The sequence below is a fragment of the Agromyces sp. NPDC055520 genome (genome assembly GCF_053619715.1).
In genome coordinates, this window is sequence record NZ_JBSHJY010000001.1 from 61,558 (window position 1) to 86,443 (window position 24,886).

Annotated in this window: 15 protein-coding genes and 2 tRNA genes; 15 read left to right on the forward strand and 2 right to left on the reverse strand. The window is 69.8% G+C overall.

The window, feature by feature from the left end:
• The first annotated feature begins 69 nt into the window (after nt 1-69).
• The 4 genes from ACWGST_RS00295 (at nt 70) to ACWGST_RS00310 (ending at nt 5,347) form a co-directional block, all read left to right on the forward strand.
• Entirely contained in the window at nt 70-1,023 is a 954-nt protein-coding gene (locus ACWGST_RS00295) for a LysR family transcriptional regulator (protein WP_452044650.1), read from the forward strand.
• 11 nt (nt 1,024-1,034) lie between these two features.
• Nucleotides 1,035-2,549, forward strand: a complete 1,515-nt coding sequence (gene gltX, locus ACWGST_RS00300) for a glutamate--tRNA ligase (RefSeq protein WP_452044651.1) — start codon at nt 1,035-1,037, stop codon at nt 2,547-2,549.
• A gap of 98 nt (nt 2,550-2,647) precedes the next feature.
• Nucleotides 2,648-2,722: transfer RNA gene (locus ACWGST_RS00305), tRNA-Gln, on the forward strand.
• Between the two features lie 225 nt (nt 2,723-2,947).
• Nucleotides 2,948-5,347 carry a transglycosylase domain-containing protein gene (locus tag ACWGST_RS00310; RefSeq protein WP_452044652.1) on the forward strand — a complete coding sequence of 800 codons (2,400 nt, stop codon included), beginning with the start codon at nt 2,948-2,950 and terminating at the stop codon, nt 5,345-5,347.
• Nucleotides 5,348-5,421: 74 nt separating this feature from the next.
• Here the strand turns inward: ACWGST_RS00310 and ACWGST_RS00315 are convergent, their stop codons facing one another.
• The gene (locus ACWGST_RS00315; RefSeq protein WP_452044653.1) at nt 5,422-6,774 is read right to left on the reverse strand and encodes a hypothetical protein; all 1,353 of its coding nucleotides are present in this window, start codon (nt 6,772-6,774) and stop codon (nt 5,422-5,424) included.
• Between the two features lie 321 nt (nt 6,775-7,095).
• Between ACWGST_RS00315 and ACWGST_RS00320 the strand changes: the two genes are divergently transcribed.
• The gene (locus ACWGST_RS00320; RefSeq protein WP_452044654.1) at nt 7,096-8,577 is read left to right on the forward strand and encodes a serine hydrolase domain-containing protein; all 1,482 of its coding nucleotides are present in this window, start codon (nt 7,096-7,098) and stop codon (nt 8,575-8,577) included.
• A 36-nt stretch (nt 8,578-8,613) separates the two neighbouring features.
• Here ACWGST_RS00320 and ACWGST_RS00325 read toward each other — a convergent pair whose 3' ends face one another.
• Nucleotides 8,614-9,255, reverse strand: coding sequence for an MBL fold metallo-hydrolase (locus ACWGST_RS00325; protein ID WP_452044655.1), 642 nt, complete (start codon nt 9,253-9,255; stop codon nt 8,614-8,616).
• A 62-nt stretch (nt 9,256-9,317) separates the two neighbouring features.
• Here ACWGST_RS00325 and ACWGST_RS00330 point away from each other — a divergent pair, with 62 nt between their 5' ends.
• From ACWGST_RS00330 to ACWGST_RS00375, 10 genes are all read left to right on the forward strand, one after another.
• Complete coding sequence (locus tag ACWGST_RS00330; protein WP_452044656.1) at nt 9,318-10,220, forward strand: diacylglycerol/lipid kinase family protein; 903 nt, start codon at nt 9,318-9,320, stop codon at nt 10,218-10,220.
• A 123-nt stretch (nt 10,221-10,343) separates the two neighbouring features.
• A tRNA-Glu gene (locus ACWGST_RS00335) sits at nt 10,344-10,416 on the forward strand.
• 315 nt (nt 10,417-10,731) lie between these two features.
• Complete coding sequence (locus ACWGST_RS00340; protein ID WP_452044657.1) at nt 10,732-11,751, forward strand: TerC family protein; 1,020 nt, start codon at nt 10,732-10,734, stop codon at nt 11,749-11,751.
• Nucleotides 11,752-11,854: 103 nt separating this feature from the next.
• Nucleotides 11,855-13,120, forward strand: a complete 1,266-nt coding sequence (locus ACWGST_RS00345) for an MFS transporter (protein ID WP_452044658.1) — start codon at nt 11,855-11,857, stop codon at nt 13,118-13,120.
• Nucleotides 13,117-14,913 carry a sulfatase gene (locus ACWGST_RS00350; protein ID WP_452044659.1) on the forward strand — a complete coding sequence of 599 codons (1,797 nt, stop codon included), beginning with the start codon at nt 13,117-13,119 and terminating at the stop codon, nt 14,911-14,913. Before ACWGST_RS00345 ends, ACWGST_RS00350 begins: the two co-directional genes overlap by 4 nt.
• 125 nt (nt 14,914-15,038) lie before the next feature.
• Nucleotides 15,039-15,935, forward strand: a complete 897-nt coding sequence (locus ACWGST_RS00355) for a PP2C family protein-serine/threonine phosphatase (RefSeq protein WP_452044660.1) — start codon at nt 15,039-15,041, stop codon at nt 15,933-15,935.
• Complete coding sequence (locus tag ACWGST_RS00360) at nt 15,916-17,010, forward strand: FHA domain-containing protein (protein WP_452044661.1); 1,095 nt, start codon at nt 15,916-15,918, stop codon at nt 17,008-17,010. Before ACWGST_RS00355 ends, ACWGST_RS00360 begins: the two co-directional genes overlap by 20 nt.
• Complete coding sequence (locus tag ACWGST_RS00365; RefSeq protein ID WP_452044662.1) at nt 17,010-18,731, forward strand: serine/threonine-protein kinase; 1,722 nt, start codon at nt 17,010-17,012, stop codon at nt 18,729-18,731. The genes ACWGST_RS00360 and ACWGST_RS00365 overlap by 1 nt, the downstream gene beginning before the upstream one ends.
• Nucleotides 18,728-19,444: a hypothetical protein gene (locus tag ACWGST_RS00370; RefSeq protein WP_452044889.1), complete on the forward strand. Its 717-nt coding sequence runs from the start codon at nt 18,728-18,730 to the stop codon at nt 19,442-19,444. The genes ACWGST_RS00365 and ACWGST_RS00370 overlap by 4 nt, the downstream gene beginning before the upstream one ends.
• 121 nt (nt 19,445-19,565) lie before the next feature.
• Nucleotides 19,566-24,869 carry an Ig-like domain-containing protein gene (locus ACWGST_RS00375; protein WP_452044663.1) on the forward strand — a complete coding sequence of 1,768 codons (5,304 nt, stop codon included), beginning with the start codon at nt 19,566-19,568 and terminating at the stop codon, nt 24,867-24,869.
• Nucleotides 24,870-24,886 lie beyond the last annotated feature (17 nt).

A 24,886-nucleotide genomic window follows, 5' to 3' on the forward strand; every position in this document is an offset into this window, starting at 1 on the left:
GATCACGCTGATTCATTCGACAAGGCCCAGCGAATGATCATATACATGCGCTCGAGTTATGATTCAACCATGTCGGATGCCTCGATCGAAGCCCTCGCCGCTGCACTCGACCTGCAGACCGTGCGCGTCGTGCACCAGATCGCCGAACACGGTTCGCTCACCGCCGCCGCCGAGTGGCTCGGCTACAGCCAACCCGCCGTGAGTCAACAGCTGCGGCGCTTCGAGCAGCGCACGGGCATCGCGCTCGTCGAACGCGTCGGCCGCGGCATCCGCTTGACCGAATCGGGGCGTGTGCTCGCGCGACACGCGCAGGATGTCGCCACGGCGCTCGAGGCCGCGGCGGGCGAACTCGCCGAGCTCCGCGGGCTCCGCGCCGGACGGGTGCGGCTCGTCGCCTTCCCCTCGGCGTCGGCGACACTCGTGCCCCGGCTCATCGCGGCGCTCGCCGCCGCCCACCCCGGCGTCGACGTCACCTACGTCGAGGCCGAGCCGCCCGAGGCGGTGCGCGCCGTGCGCGCCGACCAGGCCGATCTCGCGATCACCTTCAGCTACCCGGGCGATCGCGACGACCCGCACCAGGCGAGCGCGCGCGGGCTCGACGTGCGCGCCTACGGCGACGAGCCGATGCAGCTCGTGCTGCCGGCCGGGCATGCGGCCGCGGCATCCGACGTCGTCGATCTCGGAGCGCTGCGCGACGAGCCCTGGATCGCCGGCTGCCCTCGCTGCCGCGGGCACCTGCTCGAGCTCGCGGGGGCCGCGGGATTCGTGCCGCGCATCGCGTTCGAGACCGACAACTTCGTCGCCGTCGAGGGCATGGTCGCGCAGGGGCTCGGGGTCGCGCTGCTGCCGGCCCTTGCACTCGCCGCCTCGCCGCGCCACGACGACGTGGTGGCGAGGCCGACCGCGCTCGCCGACGTGCGCTCGCTGCACCTCGTGACCGCGCGCGGCGCCGAGCGGGTGCCCGCCGTCGGCGCGGCGATCACCGCGGCGTTGGCCGCACTCGAATCGCTCGCCGCTCGATAGCATTGAGGGGTATGTCTGAGACAGCTCACCCCACGACCACGGCCACCGGCAGCGACATCCGTGTGCGCTTCTGCCCATCGCCGACCGGCACGCCGCACGTCGGCCTCGTTCGCACCGCCCTGTTCAACTGGGCCTATGCGCGCCACACCGGCGGCACCTTCGTATTCCGCATCGAAGACACCGACGCCGCACGCGACAGTGAAGAGAGCTACGCGCAGCTGCTCGACGCCCTCACCTGGCTCGGGCTTATGTGGGACGAGGGCATCGACGTCGGCGGCCCGCACGGCCCGTACCGGCAGTCGCAGCGCGGTGACATCTACCTCGAGATCATCGAGCGGCTGAAGGCCTCGGGCCACCTCTACGAGTCGTACTCGACGGCGGAGGAGATCGACGCCCGCAACGAGGCGAACGGCCGGCCGAAGCAGCTCGGCTACGACAACTTCGACCGCGACCTCACCGCCGAGCAGAAGGCGGCGTTCCGCGCCGAGGGGCGCCAGCCCGCCCTGCGCCTTCGGGTGCCCGAGGTCGACCTCGGCTTCGACGACCTCGTGCGCGGCCGCATCGACTTCCCGGTCGGGTCGACGATCGACTTCGTCGTCGTGCGACCGAACGGCGCACCGCTCTACACCTTCGTGAACCCCGTCGACGACGCGCTCATGGGCATCACCGACGTGCTGCGCGGCGAAGACCTGCTGTCGTCGACACCTCGCCAGATCGCGCTGTACCACGCGCTCATCGACATCGGCGTGACGAGCTTCGTGCCGCGCTTCGGACACCTGCCCTACGTCATGGGCGAGGGCAACAAGAAGCTCTCGAAGCGCGACCCCGAGTCGAACCTGTTCCATCACCGCGATCGCGGGTTCATCCCCGAGGGGCTCATCAACTACCTCGCCCTGCTCGGCTGGGGCTTCTCGGCCGACCGCGACGTGTTCTCGCGCGACGAGCTCATCGCCGCGTTCGACGTCGCGAACGTCAACCCGAACCCGGCCCGCTTCGACCTGAAGAAGGCCGAGGCGATCAACGGCGACCACATCCGTCAGCTCGAGGCCGCCGACTTCGCGGCGCGCACCGTGCCGTACCTGCGGGCGGCCGGAGCCGTCTCGACCCCGATCACCGCTGCTGAAGAGGCCGTGCTCGCCGAGGGCGCACCGCTCATCCAAGAGCGCATCGCCCTGCTGGGCGAGGCTCCCGGCATGCTCGGCTTCCTGTTCACGGATGCCGCGGGGCTCGAGTTCGACGAGGCGGCCGTCGCCGCCCTCACCGCCGACGCGCCGGCCGTGCTCGCCGCGGCACGCGAGGTGCTCGACCGGCTGCCGGCCGAGGACTGGACGCACGAGCAGATCGAAGAGGCCCTGCGCGCGGCCCTCGTCGACGGCCTCGCGCTGAAGCCACGCGTCGCCTTCGGTGCCGTGCGCACCGCGATCTCGGGGCGCCGCGTCTCGCCGCCGCTCTTCGAGTCGATGCAGATCCTCGGCAAGGTCGACTCGATCGAGCGCATCGACCGGTTGTCGGCGCTGCTCGCCTGACGCGCGTGGGCGCCCGCCGGGTGAGTGCTGCTCAGTTTGGCGGGTGCCCGACCGTAGGCTAGAGTTACATGTCGGCGCGAGGCTTCGGTTTCGGCCATTGGGGTATGGTGTAATTGGCAACACGGCGGTTTCTGGTACCGTTGTTCTTGGTTCGAGTCCAGGTACCCCAGCCAATTTCTTGAAGTGAAGGCCCGGTTCTCCGGGCCTTTCTCATTTCCTCAGACACCCGGCCCAGACACCCGCCTCAGACACTCGCCGCCGCTCAGGCGCGCGCCGACTGGACATCCGGGGGTCGCTGCGCTTGCATTGAGTGTCGGCTCCATGCGCACCTCCCTACGGGTGCGAATGCGATCGCGAGACACCGACAGAGGATTGGGTGAGCCATGGGTTCTGGGAACATGCGGAATCGTGACTTTCAAGAGACGCGAACCCCGCTCGGCGTGCTCGGCGGCTTCGTGGGGCTCATCGCGGCGAGCGTCGGCGTCGCCATGCTCGTCGTCGCCGGAGTGACACCTGCACTCGCGACCGTCGGCATCGCGGCATCCGGAACCATCAACATGTTCGAGAACCTTCCCGGGTACCTCCAGATCGACGAGCTCTCGCAGAAGAGCAACATCTACGCGACGGCTAATGACGGGACGCTGGTGCTGCTCGCCTCCTTCTACGACCAGAACCGCGTCGAGGTCGGCTGGGAGTCGATCAACCAGTACGTGAAAGACGCCGCGATCGCGGGTGAAGACCCCAGGTTCTACGACCACGGCGGCGTCGACGTGCAGGGCACGCTTCGGGCGGCCGTGAAGACCGCGACCGGGGGCCGGACGCAAGGCGGCTCGTCGATCGCGCAGCAGTACGTGAAGAACGTGCGCGTGCAGGAGTGCGAGGCCGAGGCCGACGTCACCGCCGTCGAAGACCTGACCGTCGAAGAGGTCGAGGCCCTCACGTACGACGATCGCCGTGCACTCGTCGACGAAGCGAAGAACGACTGCTACGACCAGGCGACCGAATCCGACGGAAGCGCCGGCATCGAGCGCAAGCTCAAAGAGATGCGTCTCGCGATCGGCGTCGAGAAGCGGTACTCGAAGAGCGAGATCCTGCTCGGCTACCTGAACATCGCGGGCTTCGGCGGCACCGTCTACGGCATCGAGGCGGCCGCCAACTATTACTTCTCGACGAGCGCCGCGGCGCTCACACTGCCCCAGGCGGCATCGCTGCTGGCGATCGTCAACAACCCCGTCGACTTCCAGCTCGACAAGCCCGACAGCGAGACGAACGGTGCGGCGAACGGCTACGCGCGCAACAAGGAGCGGCGCGACTACATCCTCCTGCACATGTACGCCGAGAAGAAGATCACGAAAGAGGAGTACGACGCCGCGGTGGCGACGCCGATCGAGCCCGTGATCAAAGAGCCGAGCACGGGCTGCCAGACCGCGAACGGCTCGGCGTACTTCTGCGACTACGTGAAGAACATCCTGCAGACCGATCCGACCTTCGGCGAGGATGCCGAGACGCGCATGCGCAACTTCAAGCGCGGCGGCTACGACGTGTACACGACGCTCGATCTCGACCTGCAGAACGCCGCTGAGACGGCGATCGCCCAGAACGTTCCGCAGACCTACCCCGGTTGGGATGTCGGCAGCGTGATCTCGAGCGTGCAGGTGGGCACGGGCCGAGTGCTCGCGATGGCGCAGAACAAGATCTACAGCCAAGACCCGAACGTGCTCGCACTCGGCGCGCGGTATACGAGCGTCAACTACAACACCGACTACACACAGGGCGGGTCGAGCGGGTTCCAGCCCGGATCGACCTACAAGGTGTTCACCCTCGCGGAGTGGCTCAACGAGGGTCATCCGCTGAGCGAGCGGGTCGACTCGAAACCCAAGACGAACTGGGGCGTCTTCCAAGACAGCTGCGACGGCCCGATCAACACCAACAGCGAACACTGGAGCCCGAAGAACGACGCCAACGAGTCGGGCGGCAACTATTCGGCGCTCGAGTCGACGATCGGCTCGATCAACACCGGGTTCATCGGCATGGCGAAGCGGCTCGATCTCTGCGGCATCCGAAAGACCGCAGAGGCGTTCGGGATGCATCGGGCCGACGGCAACCCGCTGCAGCAGGGTCCGTCGTCGGTGCTCGGCACGAACGAGGTGGCCCCGCTCAGCCTCGCGGTCGCATTCGCCGGCATCTCGAACAACGGCGTCACCTGCACGCCGGTGGCGATCGACCGCATCGTCGATCGCAACGGCGACGAGATCCCCGTGCCGAAGTCGACGTGCACCGCGGCGGTCACGCCAGAGGTCGCCGCGGCCATGCACTACGCGATGCAGCTCGTGATGACGGGCGGCACGGCGACCGAATCGAATCGGGCCGTGCAGCCGCACGTGCCGCTCATCGGCAAGACCGGCACGACCGACGGCAACAAAGACACCTGGATGGCCGGCGCCAGCTCGAAGGTCGCGACGGTGGCCGGGGTGGTGAGCCTCATCGGCGACGCGAACCAGCGCGCGATCCGCTTCGACAGCGGTTCGGCGGCGACGGCTCGCCACCGCATGTGGCCCATCGTGATGTCGGTGGCCGCCGCGAAGTACGGCGGTGATGCGTTCAGCGTGATCGGCCCGAACGAGCGGGTCGCGCCGCAGCGGGCGCCGCTACCGGGCACCGATGCGGCACCAACGCCCGACCCGCCGACGCAAGTGCAGGGTGAGGAACAGGCGCCCGACGACGGCCCAGGCAACAGCGGCCACGGCAACGACCCCCCGGGCAACGACGGCGGCGGCCCCGGCCGCGGGAACGACTGAGGCCACCGGCTCCGCGGCCGAGTGAACCGCGCGGCCCATTCACGGGCTGATCGCGCGGCACACCCGGTTGCACTTCAGGCTGCGACCGACTCGCGCCGGGCGAACCGCACTCGGTGCGCGACCCACGCCGCGATCGCGGCGGCGCCGATGCCGAGCACGACGAGCAGCCACGGCACGATGGTCGCGGGGGAGACGCCGGCGGCGCCGTTCGCGAGCGTCGCGCTGCCCTCGGCGACGAGCGCGGTGCCGTCACTCAATTCGGTGCTGCCGGCGGCGAGGTCGGATGCCCCGCTCGCAAGCGCCGCGGAGCCGTCGGCGAGTTCGCTCGTGCCGTCGGCGAGCGCCGAGGCGCCGGTCGAGAGGGTCTTCGCGCCCGTCGCGAGGTTCGTCGCCCCGGTGCTCAGCGTGTTCGTTCCGAGCGAGAGACCGTCGGCACCCGCGGCGAGCCGGAAGGTGCCGTCGACGAGCGAGCTCGCACCGGCCGAGACCTGCGCCGCGCCGGAGCTCAGCTCGCCGCTCTTCGCCGCGAGGTTCGCGGCGCCTGCCGCGAGTTCGCCGCTCTTGGCCACGAGCACCGATGTGCCTTCGGCGTCGAATTTCACGAGGCCGGCGTCGACGAGCCCGAGGCCCGTCCTGAGCTTGGCGAATCCACCGTCGAGCACTGCGGGCGCCGTGGCCTGCATCGCGCCGACGCCGCTCTTGAGCTGCGTCGTGATGCCCTCCAGCAGGGTGTATCGAGCCGCGTTCTCGGGGTTGGTCAGATCGAGGTCCTCCTTGAGGCTCGCGAGCGTCGAGTCGAGTAGCGCGAGACCGCCCGCCATCTCGTCCGATTCGGTCTTCAGGTAGAGTTGCGCGCCGTCCTTGAACTCGGTGATGCCCGCATCGACGCGTCCGATGCCGCCGCGCAGGGCGATGATCTGGTCGTCCGCCTTCACGGCGCCGTCGGCGAGCTGCTGCGCGCCGGTCGCGAGTCGACCTGCCCCGTCCGCGAGTTGCGCCGCACCGTCGGCCGACTTGCCCGCGCCCGTGCTCAGCGAGTCGGCGCCCGCCGCGGTCGCAGACGCGCCTTCGGCGAGCGAGGCGGCGCCGAGCGCTGCGGCGTCGGCTCCGGCCCGCACCTGCTCGGCGCCGGCCGACGCCGACGCCGCTCCGGTCTCGAGCTTCGTCGCGCCCGTCGCGGCATCGGCAGCGCCGTCGCTGAGCTTCGTGCCGCCGGCCGCGAGCGCGCCCGCACCGTCGGCCACCTGTTGCGACCCCTCGTTCGTCTGCGCGGCTCCCGCCGCGAGTTCGGCCGAGCCGCCCGCGAGCTTGCTCGTCGTCAGCAGGAAGAGGGTCGTCATCGTCGCGAGCGCGAGCGCGAGCACGATGACGGCGATCTTGAGGCCGGCGCCGTGCCGGTGCTCTGAGGCGGGTTCGATTCTCGTCATTGAGACTCCAGTTGTGCGGGCGCGCGTCAGTGCGTGCCGAGATGGGGGAGCAGGATTCGCGACCGGTGCCGGGCCGCAGCCCGCGCTCGGCGAGGGTGGGCCGGGCGCATGGGGCGCAACGGGAGCTGTGAGCCCCGAAGTGCCCTGAACGTATCAGCGGCTGAGGTTTCGTCAACGTACGCGGCCGAACTTGTGTGCGAATCGCCAATGGATGTGCACGGCGGCGCTTCGCCGTTGTCGGAGAACCACAGCTGCGGTCACGGCCGAGGTGACGGCCGCCCGCGACATCCGACCGCGAGGCGCCGCTTGTACGCTGGCCGCATGACCGTCGCCGCCGAGACCCTGCACGCCGTCGAGACCGTCTTCACCGAACGCATCGCCGCAGGCACGGCGCCGGGCGGCAGTTGGGCCGTCTTCGATCGCGATGGCGTCGTCGCGAGCGGCGGCGCCGGGTTCGTGTCGCTCGGTGGGTCGAGCAACGGGCCGACCTCCGCACCCGGCCCCGACACGCTCTTCCGCATCGCGAGCTGCACGAAGAGCTTCACCGCGGCCGCCCTGCTGCTGCTCCGCGATCGCGGCCTGCTCGACCTCGACGCGCCGGCGCGCGCGTTCGTGCCCGAGTTCGCACCCGAAGTGCCCGGCGGTGTCGACGCCGAGCCGACGGTGCGCATGCTCATGACGATGTCGGGAGGCCTGCCCACCGACGACCCCTGGGCCGACCGTGAAGAGTCGATGACGCGCGAGGAGTTCAGCGCCACGCTCGCCGCGGGCATCCGCTGCGTCACCGTGCCCGGCACCGCGCTCGAGTACTCGAACCTCGGCTATGCCGTGCTCGGCCAGGTCGTCGAGCGGGTCTCAGGCGAGGCGTTCATCGACTTCGTTGTGCGCGAGCTCGTCGAACCGCTGGGACTCGACGTGCAGTTCGAGCGCCCGGCGCGTGACGGCGTGCCGGTCGCGATCGGTCACCGAAGAGCGGGCGATGACGGATGGCTCGCACTCCCGTTCACCGGCCCAGGCGTGTTCTCGGCCATCGGCGGACTCTTCGCCTCGGCCACGAGCCTCGCCGAATGGGCGAGGTGGTTCGCGGCGGCCTCGAGCGGCGACGAGCGCGGCCCGTTGAGCGCGGCGAGCCGGCGCGAGATGCAGCAGCTCATGCGCGTCGCCGCGAAACGTCACAGCCCGCCGCTCGTGCCCGGTACGCAGCTCGCGCCGGTGCCGCTCGTGTATGGCTACGGCTTCGGCCTCTTCGTCGAGCTCGACGAGCGGTTCGGCCCGGTCGCCTCGCACTCGGGCGGCTACCCGGGCTTCAGTGCGCACATGCGTTGGCACCCGGCCTCGGGGCTCGGCGTCGTCGCCTTCGAGAACGCGACCCAGGCGAGGGTCTCGCAGGGGGCCGAGCAGGCGCTTGCCCTCGTGCTCGAGGCCGCTGCCCGCGTCGGTGCGGTCGTTCCCGTGCCGGTGCCGTGGCCCGAGACGCTCGAGGCATCCGTCGCCCTCAGTGCGCTCGTGAACGAATGGTCGGATGCCGCGGCGGACGACGTGCTCGCATCGAATGTCGCGCTCGATGTGCCGTACGCCGAACGCCGTGCCGCCGTCGAAGCGGCATGGGCGGCGATCGGTGGTCGCACCGCGGAGAGTGAGACCGCCGTCGACGCGGTCTGCGACTCGCCCGACCACCTCGTGTGGTTCCTGCCGGGCGCCACGGGCCGGCTCAGGGTCGAGGTGCGCATGACGCCGCTCGCCGCGCCGCGCGCGCAGACGTTCCTCGTGAGGGTCGAGGGCCCCGAGTCATCCGTCGCCTGAATGCGATGCGGCCGTCTCAGCGGCTGCGACCGGCGCTCAGATCTCGATCGACTCGCCCGGCTCGAGCGGCACGTACTCGCCGCCGCCCTGCTCGGTGGCCCAGGCGAGCCGGGCATTCGAGAGCGCTTTGCCCGCCGCGGACAGCAGCATCTCGTGCGTCGGGAACGCCCGGCGCGGCGCGACCTCGACGGCGTAGTCCATCGCTTCGCTGATCTTCATCCAGGGGGCCGCCGCCGGCGCCGCGAGCACCTCGACGGGCACGCCGGGCACCGTGAACGAGTCGCCGCCGTAGTAGAGCGCGTCGTTCACGAGCACCCCCAGGTTGTCGATCACGGGGATCGACGGGTGGATCACGGCGTGCCGACCGCCGAAGAACCGCAGCCGAAAGGCGCCGACCTCGACGGTGTCACCCGCCTCGACGGTCTCCACGACGAAGCCGGCGTCGGCAGCCGCCGCCGTCACCCCGGCGGGTCCGAAGATGCGCACCTCGGGGCTCGCCGCGACGATGCGGGCGAGTTGCTCGGGCGTCCAGTGGTCGTCGTGCCGGTGCGTGACGACGACGGCGACGACGGCCGCCGAGGCGGGCACCGGCCTCGTGAACTTGCCGGGGTCGACGATGAGCGCCTCGCCCGATTCCTCGACGACGAGCGCGGCGTGTTCGAGTTTGGTGAGGCGCATGGTTCGAGCAAACACCCGTCGACGGTCGGCGCGCAAGGCCCGCCGCCTGCCAGAATCGCTGCATGCCCAGCACTCCCAGGCGACTCCTCGTCGCGATCAACCCGGCGGCGTCGTTCGGGCGCAATCGCGCCGTCGGCCCCACGGTCGCGGAGCGGCTGGTGCGCGAGGGGTACGAGGTCTCGGTCCTCCGCGAGGCGAACTTCGAATTGCTGCGGCGTGAGGCCGAATCGGCGTTCGCGCACGGCACCGACGGCGTGATCGTCGTCGGCGGCGACGGCATGGTCTCGCTCGGCGTGAACCTGGTCGCGGGCACCGGCGTGCCGCTCGGCATCGTCGCGGCGGGCACGGGCAACGATCTCGCGCGCGGCCTCGGACTGCCCTACGACGATCCCGCAGCGGCGACCGAGGCGCTCGTCGAGGCGTTGCGCCGTACGCCGACCGCCATCGATGCCGGACTGGTCCGGCACGGCGAGTTGCGCACCTGGTTCGCCTCCGTCGTGTCGACGGGCTTCGACGCCGTCGTCAACGAGCGTGCGAACGGCATGACCCGGCCCAAGGGGCCGAGCAGGTACACGCTCGCGATGGTGCGCGAACTCGTCACCTTCCGCCCTCGCAGCTATACGATCACCGTCGACGGCGTGCGGCGCGAACAGCGGGCGATGCTCGTCTCGGTGGCCAACAACTCGTCGCTCGGCGGCGGCATGCGCATCGCGCCGCACGCTGATCTCACCGACGGGTTGTTCGACGTCTTCATCGTGCACCCGCTCTCGCGGGCCCGGCTCGTCGCCGTCTTCCCGAAGGTGTTCGCAGGCCGTCACACCGACCATCCCGCGGTGGAGTTCCTCACCGGGCGCGAGGTGCGCATCGAGGCCGACGACATCGTCGCCTACGCCGACGGCGAGCGCATCGGGCAGCTGCCGATCGACGTCACGATCGTTCCCGGGGCGCTGTCGGTGTTCTGCTGAGAGCGCGGTGCGGTCAGGGGCGTCGCAGCCGTGACCGAGGCTGCCGCAGACGAGTGGATGCTGCGGCGGCCTCGATTTTGCGGCGGCCATGCAGCTGTGTCATACTCTTCAAGTTGTCGATTCGGCCCCATCGTTTAGCGGCCTAGGACACCGCCCTCTCACGGCGGCAGCGCGGGTTCAAATCCCGCTGGGGTCACGTTCGTGACACAGACGACAACCACTGAAAGCCCTCGCATTCGCGAGGGCTTTCTGCGTTCCCAGCTGGTGCGATGCCGTGCCGGGCACCCTGATCCTCGGGCTGAGTGCTCGAACCCGAGAACCCGCGGACGGCGGGGCGTCGGCTTCGACTAGACTCGCCAGAGCGAAGGGGAGTATCCCACGAGGCTCGGCCTCGACCCACGATCGTCAATACGAGCGCCGTCGTCGCCGCTCCGGTCGTGTGGCCTGTGAATCCAGCAGGGGGAGAGACTTTCGGATCCAGCCGTCCCCGCACCCTCCGAAAGGCCCCACGTTGCTCGATCTCCCCATCTGGTTCGAAGTCGGATCCCTCGTCGTCCTCACCCTGATCCTCATCGCCGATCTGCTGCTGGTCTTGAAGCGACCGCACGTGCCGTCGATCAAGGAATCGACGTTGTGGGTCGCCTTCTACGTCGGCCTCGCCCTGGTCTTCGCGGGGCTCATGTACGTCTTCGCCGGCGGCGAGTTCGCCGGGCAGTTCCTCGCGGGTTGGCTGACCGAGTACAGCCTCTCGATCGACAACCTGTTCGTGTTCGTCATCATCATGGCGAGGTTCGCGGTGCCGAGGAAGCTGCAGCAGGAGGTGCTCATGGTGGGCATCATCATCGCGCTCGTCCTGCGTGGCATCTTCATCCTCGCCGGCGCCTCGCTCATCGAGAACTTCTCGTGGATCTTCTACATCTTCGGCGCCTGGCTCGTCTGGACCGCGATCCAGCAGGTGCGCGGTCACGACGAAGACGACGACAGCGACACCTTCGTCGTGCGGATCCTGCGCCGCCGCGTCGCCCTCACCGACGAGTACGACGGGGTGAAGCTCCGCACCGTGATCGACGGCAAGCGCTTCTTCACCCCGATGCTCATCGTCTTCGTCGCGATCGGCACGACCGACCTGCTGTTCGCGCTCGACTCGATCCCGGCGATCTTCGGCATCACGCAGAGCGCGTTCATCGTGTTCACCGCCAACGTGTTCGCGCTCATGGGCCTGCGCCAGCTGTACTTCCTGCTCGGCGGCCTGCTCGAGCGCCTTGAGTACCTCAAGTACGGCATCGCCTTCATCCTCGCCTTCATCGGCGTGAAGCTCGTGCTGCACGCGATGCACGTCAACGAGCTGCCGTTCATCAACGGCGGCGAGCCGATCGAGTGGGCGCCCGAGATCTCCACCTGGATGTCGCTCGGCGTGATCCTCGGCGCGATGGCCGTCGCGACCGTCGCGAGCCTCGTCAAGGCACGTGTCGACGCGAAGTCGCGCGGGCGCAAGCTCATGGACGAGGTGCCGCACTTCACCGAGGATTGAGCCGGCCGACCGGTCGCTGAACCGACGTCTCGGGCGAGTGGGCGGGGCCCGATCGAACTGGGGCGTTTGACTCGGACGCTCGACCCACTTCATACTTCGTTGCATGGTCAACGTCGACCGGGCGCCCGAGCCCGACTCCCTCAACTCCCGAACCGAACCCGACAATCCCGGCCAAGTGCCGTCGAGGGTCTCGCTCGGATGGCTCATCCGCTTCGGTCTCGCGTGGTTCGGCCTGTGGCTGCTCATCATGCTGCCCGGGCAGTTCATGACGGCCAAGCTCGCGGCCGTCGTCGCCCCCGATGACAAGGTCGCGCTGACGTCGTTCCTCATCGGCGAGGCCTCCGTCGTGATCCTCATCTCGGTGCCGGTGCTCGGCGTGCTGAGCGACCGCACCCGGCTCAGCGGCTGGCGCCGCCGAGCCTGGATCCTCGGTGGATTCCTCCTCGCCGGCGTCTCGTTCGCCCTCGTCGGCCTGCAGCAGGAGCCGGTGGCGATCGCGGTGCTCATGGCGCTGGTCTCCCTCGGTCAGGCCGCCGTGCTCGTCGCGCTCTCGGCCGTGATCGCCGACCAGGTGCCGCGGTTCCAGCGTGGCCGGGCGTCGGCCGCGATGGGGGTGCCGCAGGTGCTCGCGCTCGCGATCGGCATGGTCGTCGTCACGATGCTCGTGCCCGACGTCGGCGGCAGCTGGGCGATCATCGGCCTGCTCGCACTCGTCTGCGCCGTGCCGTTCCTGCTCGGCTCGCGCGACCCGGAACCGCCGACGAATGCCGGCCCGAAGCCCTTCTCGGCCGCGCTGCGCATCCCGCCGCTCGGGCCGAACCACGACTACTACTGGGCGATGACGTCGCGCGTGCTCGTGAACGCCGGCAACCTCGTCGGCACGACGTACCTGCTCTTCTTCCTCTCCGATGTGCTGAAGGTCGACGACCCCGACTCCGGCATGCTCGTGCTGATCCTCGTCTACCTCGTCGCGTGCGGACTCGCCGGATGGCTCGGAGGACTGCTCTCCGACCGACTCCGTGCCCGCCGCATGTTCGTGCTCGTCGCCGCCGCACTGCAGGCGGTCGCGGCGCTCGTGCTCGCGGTCGTGCCGACGTGGGACGCGGCGCTCGTCGCCGCCGTGCTGCTCGGGCTCGGCTACGGCGTGTTCCTCTCCGTCGACCAGGCGCTCGTCACCGATGTGCTGCCCGACCGCACGAACCGGGCCCGCGACCTCGGCCTCATCAACGCCGCGCAGCACCTGCCGATCGCGCCGCTCGTGGCCTGGCTCGTGCTGAGCGTCGCCGGCTACCGCGAGCTCTACGCCGTCGCCGCGGTCATCATGCTGCTCGGCGGCATTCTCATCTACCGAGTACGGAGCGTGCGATGAAGCTCGTCGTGGTCATGTTCGACACCCTGAACCGGCAGTTCCTGCCGCCCTACGGCGCCCGTGACGTGCACGCGCCGCAGTTCGAACGGCTCGCGAGGCACGCCGTGACGTTCGACCGCTCCTACGGCGGCAGCATGCCGTGCATGCCGACCCGCCGCGAGATGCACACCGGGCGCCTGAACTTCCTGCACCGCGGGTGGGGCCCGCTCGAGCCGTTCGACGACTCGGTGCCAGAGATGCTCGGCGAGCACGGGGTGACGACGCACCTCGTCACCGATCACCAGCACTACTGGCTCGACGGCGGTGCCACCTACCATCCGCGATTCCGCACCTTCGAGTTCTTCCGCGGGCAGGAGGGCGACGAATGGAAGGGCCAGGTCGCCGATCCCGACCTCTCCGGCATCCGGCCGTTCGCGTCGAACCACGCCCTGCGCCGGCAGGACCAGGTGAACCGCCAGCATCTCCGCGACGAGGCCGACCACCCGCAGCGGCGCACCTTCGACGCGGGCCTCGAGTTCATCGAGACGAATGCGAACGACGACGACTGGTTCCTGCAGATCGAGACGTTCGACCCGCACGAGCCGTTCTTCAGCGGCGAGCGCTTCCACCGCCTCTACGACAGCGCGTACGACGGGCCCGAGTACGACTGGCCCGACTACGCACCGCGCAGCGAGAGCGACGAAGAGCTCGCGCACTTGCGCGCCCGCTACAGCGCCCTGCTGTCGATGTGCGACGAGTCGCTCGGCCGAGTGCTCGATGCCTTCGACCGGCATGATCTCTGGGGCGACACGATGCTCGTCGTCTGCACCGATCACGGGCTGCTGCTCGGCGAGCACGACTGGCTCGGCAAGAACGTGCCGCCCTACTACGAAGAGACGATCCACACGCCGCTCTTCATCTGGGATCCGCGTTCGGGTGTGCAGGGTGAGCGCCGCGACGCGCTCGTGCAGATGATCGACCTCGGTCCCACGATGCTCGAGTACTTCGGCGTCGAGCCGAGCGCCGACATGCAGGGTGCCCCGCTCGCCGATGCGATCGCGAGCGACGCCGAGCACCGCGAGGGTGCGCTCTTCGGCATCTTCGGCGGTCACGTGAACGTCACCGACGGCCGGTACGCGTACCTGCGGGCTCCGGTGCACGCCGGCAACGCGCCGCTCGCGGAGTACACGCTGATGCCGACCTTCATGCGCGGGCGCATGCCTGTCGAGGTGCTGCGCGAGGCTGAACTCGTTCCGCCACTGCCGTTCACGAAGGGCATGCCGGTGCTCCGCGTGCCGGGCTACGCCTACGCCGATCCGCACGCGTTCGGCACGATGCTCTTCGACCTGGCGACCGACCCGGGTCAGGAGCATCCGCTGCGCGATGCCGACCTCGAATTGCGGATGGCGCGGCTCATGACGCGGCTGATGCGCGAGGCGGATGCCCCGCCGGAGCAGTTCGCCCGCCTCGGACTCCCGACCGAGGGGGAGGTCGGAGCTGAGCACCTCCTCGTCGAGGCGCACTGGCCGCAGCTGGTGTCGGCGCGCTCCGGCCCGATCGACGGCGGCGACTTCGAGGTCTCCCGGTACTCGGTGAACACGCCGATCGCCGAGTTGCTCGCCTACGCTCCGGCCAAGAGGGTCGTGCGGGGGGTACTCGGGCCGATCGTCGACGGGCCGCTGCCGCCCGAGGCGCTCGAGCTCAGCCTCGTGCAGGTCGCGAACCTCGCCTTCGGGCTCGTGAGCCGGCCCGCACTCGACGAGATCGCGCAGGGGCTCGCGGCCCTCGAGGGGGCCGAGCCCGCGGCGCAGTGAGCGACTCGATCGGCGACTCCGCTCCGTCGGCGTCATCGAGAGGGCCTCGGAGTTGCTAGCGTGGAGGCTCGGCGCCGGATGCACCGTTGCGGTCGCCACTCTTCCCACTCGATCCGAGGAGAACCGTGTCAGGTGATGGCGAGGGCGTCGTCGCCCTGACGCGAGGCGCCGCGCTCATCGCGCACAGTGCGCGAACCGACGTCGGTCGGGTGCGCAGTGTCAACGAGGATTCGTTCCTCGCCGAGGCGCCCGTCTATCTCGTCGCCGACGGCATGGGCGGTCACGCCCGCGGCGACGCGGCGAGTCGCGCCGTGATCGAGACCTTCTCGCGCCACGTCGAATTCGGCTCGCCCTCGTCGCCCGAACAGGTGCTCGACGCGATCCACAGCTCGAACGAGTCGGTGCGCGCGCTGAGCGAAGAGGGCGAAGAGGGCACCGCGGTCGCGGGAACGACGCTGTCGGGCGTCGCCCTGGTCGATGCGGGCGACGGCGCCGGATTCCACTGGATGGTCTTCAACATCGGCGACTCGCGCGTGTACGTGTGGGACGGCAGGAGCCTCGAGCAGTTGAGCGTCGATCACTCCGCAGTGCAAGAACTGATCGATGCGGGCCTCATCCACGCCGAAGACGCCGAGCGCCACCCCGAACGCAACGTCATCACCCGGGCGCTCGGTGCCGACGAGTTCGTCGACCCCGATGTCTGGCTGATTCCGGCGGCCGGGCGCCAGGTGTTCCTCATCTGCAGCGACGGCCTCACGAAAGAGGTCGACGACCGTTCGATCGCGCAGATCCTCGCGGGCGACACCGGCCACGCCGCCGGACTCGCCGGGGAGCTCATCGACGCGGCGCTCGCGCACGGCGGTCGTGACAACGTGACCGCGATCGTCGTCGAGTCCGTGCTCGGCGCCGACGACGACGAAGAAGACGAGACGACGCGCGATCGGCGCGGCAGGCTGTCGAGGGCGGTCGAGGAGACGCGCCCTCGCACGCAGGGAGGCGAAGATGGCGACGTATCGGCATGACCCCGAGGCCGCCTGGTTCGCGGCCGTCCGCGGAAGTGTGATCCTCGTCGTGCCGACCGCGGCCGCCGATCGGCTCGCGGCGCTCTGGCCCGATCTCGACGGCGCCGACCCGACGCCGATCGTGCTCGATCGCCTCACCGCGCAAGGGCTCGCCGCGACGCCACCGTTCGCGCTCGTGGTGCGCGACGAGGCTGCGGGTACCGCACGCGTCGTCGTGCGCGGCCCGATCACCGTGCGCTCCGCATCCGATGAGATCCACGACGCGGGCGTCTCGACCTGGGTCGAGCGGGTGCTCGACGGGGCCGCGTCGATCGAGGTCGTCGTCGACGGCGGTGCGGATGCCTCGGCGTTGCCGTTGCCCGTCGTCGAAGCCGTCGTTCCGGTGCGATCGCTCGTGTCCGACGGGGTCGAAGCGGTCGCGGCCGTGCGGCCCGCGGCGCCGGCGCCGCCGCACGCCCCGGTGCGGGCCGAGCGCCCCGCAGATCAGATCGCCGTGCCGGCCGAGCTCACGATGGTCCCCGACGAGGAGACGATCGCCGGGCCGTCGGCCTTCGCCAACGGCCTGCCCGCCGGCCCGCCGCAGGCGGCGCCCACGCCCGCGCCCGTCGACGGCGACCACGACGGAATGACGGTCGCGAGCATCGACATCAAGCGACTTCGGGAAGAGCGCGCCGCCCGCGGCGAGAACGCGGCCCCGGCCGTGGGCCAGGCGGCCCCGGCCCCGACAGACCCGGCGGCACCGGCCAGCATCAGGATGCCCGACGGCACCCTCGAGGCGATCGGCCACGAGGTCGTGCTCGGGCGCGCGCCGAGCGTCAGCAAGGTGTCGGGCGGGCGCATTCCCCGACTCATCACGATCGGCCTCGGCGATCCCGACATCTCGCGCAGCCACGTGCGCCTCGCGCTCGAGGGCGACACCGTCGTGATCACCGACCTGCACTCGCGCAACGGCACGCACGTCGTGGCGCCCGGCAAGGCCCCCGTCAAACTGCGGTCGGGCGAGCCGACCCCCGTGCTCACGGGCACCGTCGTCGACCTCGGCGGCGGCTGGACCATCCAGGTGGTGGACGGCTGATGAGACGGGCCCCGTCCACTCCGCCCGAACTGCCGGGCTACGCCCCGCACGGTCTGCTCGGCTCGGGCGGGTTCGCCGACGTCTTCCTCTACGAGCAGAAGCTGCCCCGTCGCAAGGTCGCGGTGAAGGTGCTGCTCGCCGAAGGTCTCGGTCGCGACACCAAGGCCCAGTTCGTCGCCGAGGCCAACCTGATGGCGCAGCTCTCGGCGCATCCGTTCATCGTCACGATCTTCCACGCCGACGTCTCCGCCGACGGCCGGCCGTACTTCGTCATGGAGTACTGCTCGGGGCCGAGCCTCGCCGAGCGCTACAAGCGTCAGCCGTTCGGGGTCGAAGATGCCTTGCGCACGGGGGTGCGGCTCGCCGGCGCCATCGCCACGGCGCACGGCGCCGGCATCCTGCACCGCGACATCAAGCCCGCCAACGTGCTCACGAACGACTACGGCTGGCCGGCGCTCACCGACTTCGGCATCTCGTCGAACCTCGAGGGCGAACTGCCCGTGCACACCATGACCGCCGGCGACCTCGCATCCGCGACCGGTTCGGGGCAGTCGGCGGTCGGCATGAGCGTGCCCTGGTCGCCGCCCGAGATGTTCGAAGACGACCCCCGCCCCGACACCCGAAGCGACGTGTTCTCACTCGCGGCCACCGTGCACACGCTCATCGCGGGCCGCACGCCGTTCGAGATCCCCGGTCGGTCGAACGGGTCGCTCGACCTCATCGGCCGCATCGAGCGCGGCGCGATCACGCCGATGGACCGGCCGGATGTACCCCGAAGCCTCATCGCCGTGCTGGCGAAGGGCATGGCCGGCCGACGCGACGATCGCTACCCGAGCGCCGTCGAGTTCGCGCGGGCGCTGCAGCGGGTCGAGCTCGAGCTCGGCTACGCGGCGACGAACATCGAGGTGCCGAACCTCGCGAGCGCCCGCGAAGAGGCCGAGCCCGACGACGCCGATGCGACACGGGCCCGATCGGTGCGCACGGTCGAAGCCCAGGCGCCGCAGATCCCGCAGGCGTCGCGCACGTCGTCGAGCGACGACGACGCAACGCGGGCGCGTTCGCCGCAGCAGATCCAGGCGCAGGCTCCCACCCCCTCCATCGGCGGTGCGGTCGTCGACGACGGCACGATCGTGCGACGGCCCGCCGTCGGCACCGCACAGGATGCCGCGGCCGCACGCCCGTCGGCCGCAGGCCAGTCGATCTCGGATGCGACCGTCGTGCGCCCCGCCGGCCCGATCGGCGCCGTCGGTTCCCCCGGCCAGGTCGGCCCGAGCGGAGCGGGTGCACCTGCGCCCGCGACATCCATCGCACCGCGTCGCAACCGGCTGGGACTCGTCGTGGGCATCGTCGCCGGCGTCGCGGTCGCCGCCGTGATCGGCATCGCGATCGCGATGTCGGGCACGGTGTCGCAGCCGCCCGTGGCCGAGACCGTGCAGCCGGGCGGCGAGAATGCGGTCGTGCCGCAGGCCGTTCCGACCGCCGTCGTCTCGACCGGGGTCGCCGGCGCCGACGGCACCGTGACCTTCGAGGTGTCGCACAGCGATGCAGAGGCCGACGACCGCTACCGGTGGGAGCTGTCGGACGGGTCCGGTGATCCGCATGTCGCCGAGGGGCCCGAGATCGTCGTCGAGGGCAGGCCGGCCGGGGCGAGCACGTGCATCGACGTGCAGGTGCAGCGCGGCAGCAAGGTTTCAGAGGCGATGACGGGGTGCACACCGTGAGGCCGCTGCGCGTCGAGTACTGCGGCGAGGCGTACACGGTCGAGGTCGGCGAGCCGTTCACGATCGGTCGCGAGTCCGACCTCACGATCGACGACAACCCGTACCTGCACCGCACGTTCCTCACGCTCTCGTCGGAGTTCGGCCTGTGGTGGCTCTCCAACGTCGGGCAGATCCTCTCGGCGACGATCTCGGACGCGACCGGCAGCGTGCAGGCCTGGCTCGCGCCGGGCGCCAAGATCCCGCTGGTCTTCCAGACCGTGCACGTCATGTTCAGCGCCGGTGCGACGACGTACGACTTCACGGTGCACGCCGAAGAGGACTTCTACAACACCTCGCTCACCGCGGCGCCGACCGACGGCGGCACGACGATCCTGCCCGTGACGCTCACCTCCAGCCAGCGACTGCTCGTCGTCGCCCTCGCCGAGAACGTGCTCGCGCAGCCGGCGGGCGGCCGGGCGCTGGTTCCGAGCTCGGCCGAGGCCGCCGCCCGTCTCGGCTGGAGCATGACGACCTTCAACCGCAAACTCGACAACGTGTGCGAGAAGCTCGACCGCATCGGCGTCGACGGCCTGCGCGGCGGCCGCGGCAAGCTCGCGACGAACCGACGTGCGCGACTCGTGGAATACGCGGTCGCGACGCGCCTCGTGACCACCGACGACCTGCCGCTGCTCGACGCCGGCGACCGCGAATCGGGTCGGCCGACCGACGCCTGACCTCCGCCGCGCAGGGCAGTTCTGCCCATGTGAAGAGTCGCGACGATCGTGTTACCGTGTACCCCGGTGTGGGGTGGGGCTCGGCGCCATTCATGTGTGATGAGATCAGGGGAGTGACCGAGTGGGTACCTTCACGTCGTGGGTGCGAGCGCGCAAGGCGGCGGCATCCACCGTCGCGATCGCCCTGCTCGCCGGCGTGCCGCTCACCTTCGCCGTGATCCACCAGGGGTTCCCCGTCACCGACGTCGACCTGTCGGCCCGCGAGGTCTGGGTGACCAACGGCAAAGAGCTGCTCGCCGGTCGTCTCAACCGGCAGATCGAAGAGCTCGACGCGGCGGTCAACACGGCGTCGAACTCGTTCGACGTGCTGCAAGACGGCGACGACGTGTTCCTCTACGACGAGAGCCTCGGCTCGATTGAGCGCATCGACCCGGCATTCACGACCCTGGGGCAGGGTGTCGCAGCCCCTCCCGGGTCCGAGGTCGCGCACGGCGGCGAGACGCTCGCGATCCTCTCGCCGAAGGGCGAGCTCTGGGTGACCGACGCGGCCGGCGAGCTGCAGCTGAATCCCGCCGACACGAAGCCGATCGCCCGGCTCGGCGCAGACGCGCACGTTGCCGTGTCGAAAGAGGGCGTCGTCTATGCGAGCTCCGCCCAAGACGACGAGCTCGTGCGCATCGCCTCGCCGGGCGCAGAGCCCGAGTCGAGCGAGCTGCCCGCCATCACCGACCACCAGCTCTCGATCGTCGGCGACGAGCCCGTGGTGCTCGACACCGAGCGCAACGCCGTCATCGTCGACGGCACCTCGACGAAGCTCGAAGAGACCGCGCTGAAGATCCAGCAGGTCGGCGCCGAGAACGATTCGGTGCTGCTCGCGACCGGCGATGCGCTGCTGCGGGTGCCGCTCGCCGGGGGCGACGTCGAGGTCGTCCCGGCCGACATCACCGCCCCCACGACCGCCGACGCGGTGGCGAGCCCGGTCTGGCTCGACGGCTGCGCGCACGGCGCGTGGGCCGGAGCCGGTCGCTATCTCAGCGCGTGCGATGGGCAGAAGCCCGCCGCGCACACGATCGAGCAGGTCACGACGGGCTCGCGCCTCGAGTTCCGGGTCAACCGCAGCGTCATCGCGCTCAACAACCTGTCGAACGGCAACGTCTGGCTCGTCGACTCGAACCTGCGGCTCGTCGACAACTGGGACGAGGTGACGCCGCCCGACGAGACCGACGCCGAAGAGGGCGACGAGAAGGCCTCGCAGCAGACCTTCGAAGACACGCTCGCCGAACGCAGCGAGGTCAACCGGCCGCCGACCGCGCGCGACGACACCTTCGGTGTGCGGCCGGGTCGCACCACCGTGCTCGAGATCCTCGAGAACGACACCGACCCCGACGGCGACGTGCTCACCGCCACGAACATCAGCGAGATCGCCGAGCAGTCGGGCCGGCTCGAGGTCATCGACGGCGGCCGCGCTCTGCAATTCACCCCGGCTCCCGGAGCCGCGGGCACCGTCTCGTTCCAGTACACCGCCGACGACGGGCGCCTCGGCGTCGCGCAGGCGCACGTCGACCTGACGATCCGCCCGATGGCCGAGAACAATCCGCCCATCGCGATTCGCGAGGGCGCGATCAGCGTCGAACAGGGCAAGTCGATGGGTTACAACGTGCTCGCCGACTGGATCGACCCCGACGGCGACGACGTGTTCCTCGTGAGCGCCTCGCCGACGAGCGGCGACTCGGTGCGCTTCGCACCCGACGGCTTCGTCACCTTCGAGCACAAGACCGGCGAGCTCGGTGTCAAAGAAGTGCAGTACGTCGTCTCCGACGGCATCGTCTCGTCGGCCGGTGTGCTCACGGTCGACGTCAAGGAGCCGGGCGCGCTGAACCCCGTCGGCACGCCCGACTTCGCCGAGGTGTTCGCGGGCGAGACCGTGCTCATCCAGCCGCTCGTCAACGACCTCAGCCCGTCGGGCGAGCCGCTCGCGCTGCTCGGCGTCGAAGCCACCATGTCGGGGGCGAGCGTGACCCCGAACCCCGAGCGCGGCGTGATCTCGTTCAATTCGAGCCAGGTCGGCAGCCACATCTTCATCTACAACCTGGGAGCGGGCGCCGAGACGAGCGTCGGCCTCGTGCGCGTCGATGTGAAAGAGGTGCCCGGCGAGTCGCCGCCGCCGATCGCCGTGAAGGACACGGCCTACCTGCGCCCGGGCGAGCCGACCACGTTGCCGGTGTTGACCAACGACGTCTCGCCGAGCGGTCGGGTACTCGCCGTGCAGACAGTCGACACCGAGGCATCCGGCGATCTGCTCTCGGTCGAGGTGCTGAACAACACCGTGACGCGCATCACCGCGTCCGAAGCGCTCACCGAGCAGTTGCAGTTCGCGTACACCGTCTCAGACGGCATCGCGAGTTCGACGACCACCGTGACCGTGGTGCCCGTGCCGCCGCTCGTCAAGCACCAGCCGCCGGTCGCGGTCGACGATGCGATCACGGTACGCGCCGGCGACATCTCGACGGTCTCGGTGCTCGAGAACGACTACCACCCCGATGCCGCGCCGCTCACGCTCGACCGCGAGCTCGCCGACACCTCGGCCGCCGGCGGCCTCGTGTTCGTCGCAGGCGAGACGGTGCGCTACCAGGCACCCGAGACCCCCGGCGTGTACACGGTCGGCTATCGCGTGCTCGACGACTACGAGCAGACGGCGACGGCGACCGTGCGCTTCACGGTCGTCGGCCCCGACACGAAGGGCAACCGGGCACCGCTGCCGCTGCCGCTCACCTCGCGCACGTTCGAGGGCACCGCCGTCAAGATCGATGTGCCGCTCGACGGCATCGATCCCGACGGCGACTCCGTCACCCTCGTGGGCATCACGACACCGCCCTCGCTCGGACGCGTCGTCGAGACCGGCAGCACGTACATCGACTACGAGGCGCATGCGGGGTCGGCCGGCACCGAGTCGTTCACCTACGAAGTCGCCGACACGGCGGGCAAGACGGCCACCGGCACCATCCGTATCGGCGTGATTCCGCGCCCGGCAGAGACCCTGCCGCCGAACGCGGTCGACGACATCGTCGAACTCCGACCCGGCCGCCGGGCTGCGATCGACGTGCTCGCCAACGACTCCGACCCGAGCGGCTACCCGATCAAGGTGCAGAAGAAGTTGCCCGAGGTCGGCGAGGGCCTCACCGCGAGCGTGAAGAACAACCGCGTGCTCGTCGAGGCGCCCGAGTCCGAGGGCGGCAACTCGGTGCGGTACGAGATCACCAATGGGCACGGCGGCGCCGACGGCGCATTCATCCAGGTGCTCGTCGCCGAAGACGCGAAGATCGAACCGCCGACGGCGCACGACCAGGTCGTCGAACCGAAGCAGGTCGCCGACAAGAACTCGGTCACGGTCGACCCACTGAAAGACGCGCAGAACCCGGGTGGTCTGGTCGAAGACCTCGTCGTGTCCGTCGAGGGGCCGAACGCCGAGAACGCCGAGGTGATGACCGATGGCACCGTCAAGGTGAAGCCGACGTCGAAGCGGCAGGCGATCGCCTACCGGCTCACGAACGAGGTCGACGAGCTCTCGGCGATGGCCTTCGTCATCGTGCCGCCGAAGATCGACGCGAACGACGAGAAGAAGAAGGACGAGGAGCCGACCTTCCCGCCGCCGTACCTCGCCGAGATCGGCCCGCAGATCGTGCGCATGAACGGCACGATCTCGTGGAAGGCCGGCGACATCGTGATCGTGCCGTCGGGCAAGCCCGCGCGCATCCTCTCGGCGACCGCGTCGAACAGCGATGGCTCGTCGCCGATGACGGATGCCTCGACGCTCACGTACAAGCCCGCGAAGGACTATCGCGGGCAGGCGACCGTCACGTTCGAGGTCACCGACGGCGAGAGTGCGACCGACCCCAAGGGCAAGAAGGCCTTCCTCACGATTCCCGTCACGGTCGGCGACCCGAACTTCGAAGACGTGCCGCCCACCTTCACTCCGCGCACCGTCAAGATCGAGGCCGGCGAGAAGCCGCAGGAGATCGACCTGCGCCAGTCGAGCGGGCACCCGAGCGACAAGATCCTGCAAGAGCTGAGCTACAACGGCCTGCAGGGCCAGAACGCCGACATCACCGCCGGCATCAGCGGCTCGACGCTCACGGTGGGCTCGCCGCTCGGCGTGCAGCCCGGCACGAAGACGACGCTGAACTTCACGGTCGATTACAAGGAGTTCTCGGTGCCCGGCTCGATCGACGTCGAGGTCGTCACCTCGTCGCGCCCCAAGGCCGTGCCGCGCGACGACGGGCCGATCGAGATGGAACCCGCGAAGTCGGAGACGATCGATGTGCTCGCCAACGACATCAACCCGTTCGCGGCCGAAGACACACCGCTGCGCATCATCGCAGCGGAGATCGATCAGGAGTCGGTCGGCTCCACGGCGAGCGTCACCTTCACGGCGACCGACATCACGGTCAAGACCGGGCCGTCGTTCACCGGTGAGCTCAGCGTCGTCTACCGCGTACAAGACGGCACGAAGGACCCGACGCGCGAGGTGCAGGGCCGCGCGACCGTGATCGTTCGCGACCGACCGGATGCGCCGACGATCACGAACATCGAAAGCGGCGACACCAAGATCAAGCTGACGTGGAAGGCCAACGCGACCAACAACTCGCCGATCACCGGGTACGTGGTCTCGGCGACCCCTGCTGCGGGCGGACCCTGGAACTTCGACGCGAGCGCGGCCGGCACGGCTCAGTCGATCGGCGGGCTCGCGAACGGCACCGCATACGCGTTCACGGTTCGGGCTGTCAATGCGAAGGGCACCTCCGACGCATCGGGGTCGCGGAGCGTGACGCCCTACGGCACTCCGACCGTGCCTCGCGCCGTCGGCCATGGTGCGATCGGCTATGCGCCCGCCACCGTCACCGTCACATGGAACGCTCCATCCGATACGGGCGGCGGGGCGGTGCAGTACCAGACGCAGCTCGACAACGGAGGCTGGTCGGGCTGGCAGAGCGGTGAGTCGAAGTCCTTCAGCGGACTCGGCGCGGGCACGCACACCGTGCAGGTGCGCGCGAAGAACGTCGGCAGTCAGTCGGTCGGCCCCATAGGGAGCACGACCTTCGGCGTCAGCAATGCGCCGCCGCCGTCGCCGTCGGCGACGCCCAAACGCGGCGACTACGCGAGCACGGGAACGTGTTCGAGCGGCTGCTACCTCGTGGCGTTCGACTACGCCTACCTGAAGGGCGGCTCGTACACCGTCACGGTCGAGTACCGCGACGCCGGGCAGAGCAGCTGGCGCAGCCTTTCACCGACCGGGATGAGCCTCAGCACGAGCGGGAGTGCTCAGACGTACAGCATGCTCGGCACGGTCGGAGAGCACGACGAGGTGAGGGTGCGGTTCCAAGGTCCCGACAACTTCTACAGCAGTATTTCCGGCGCGTGGGGCTGACCCCTTCGCGCAAGATC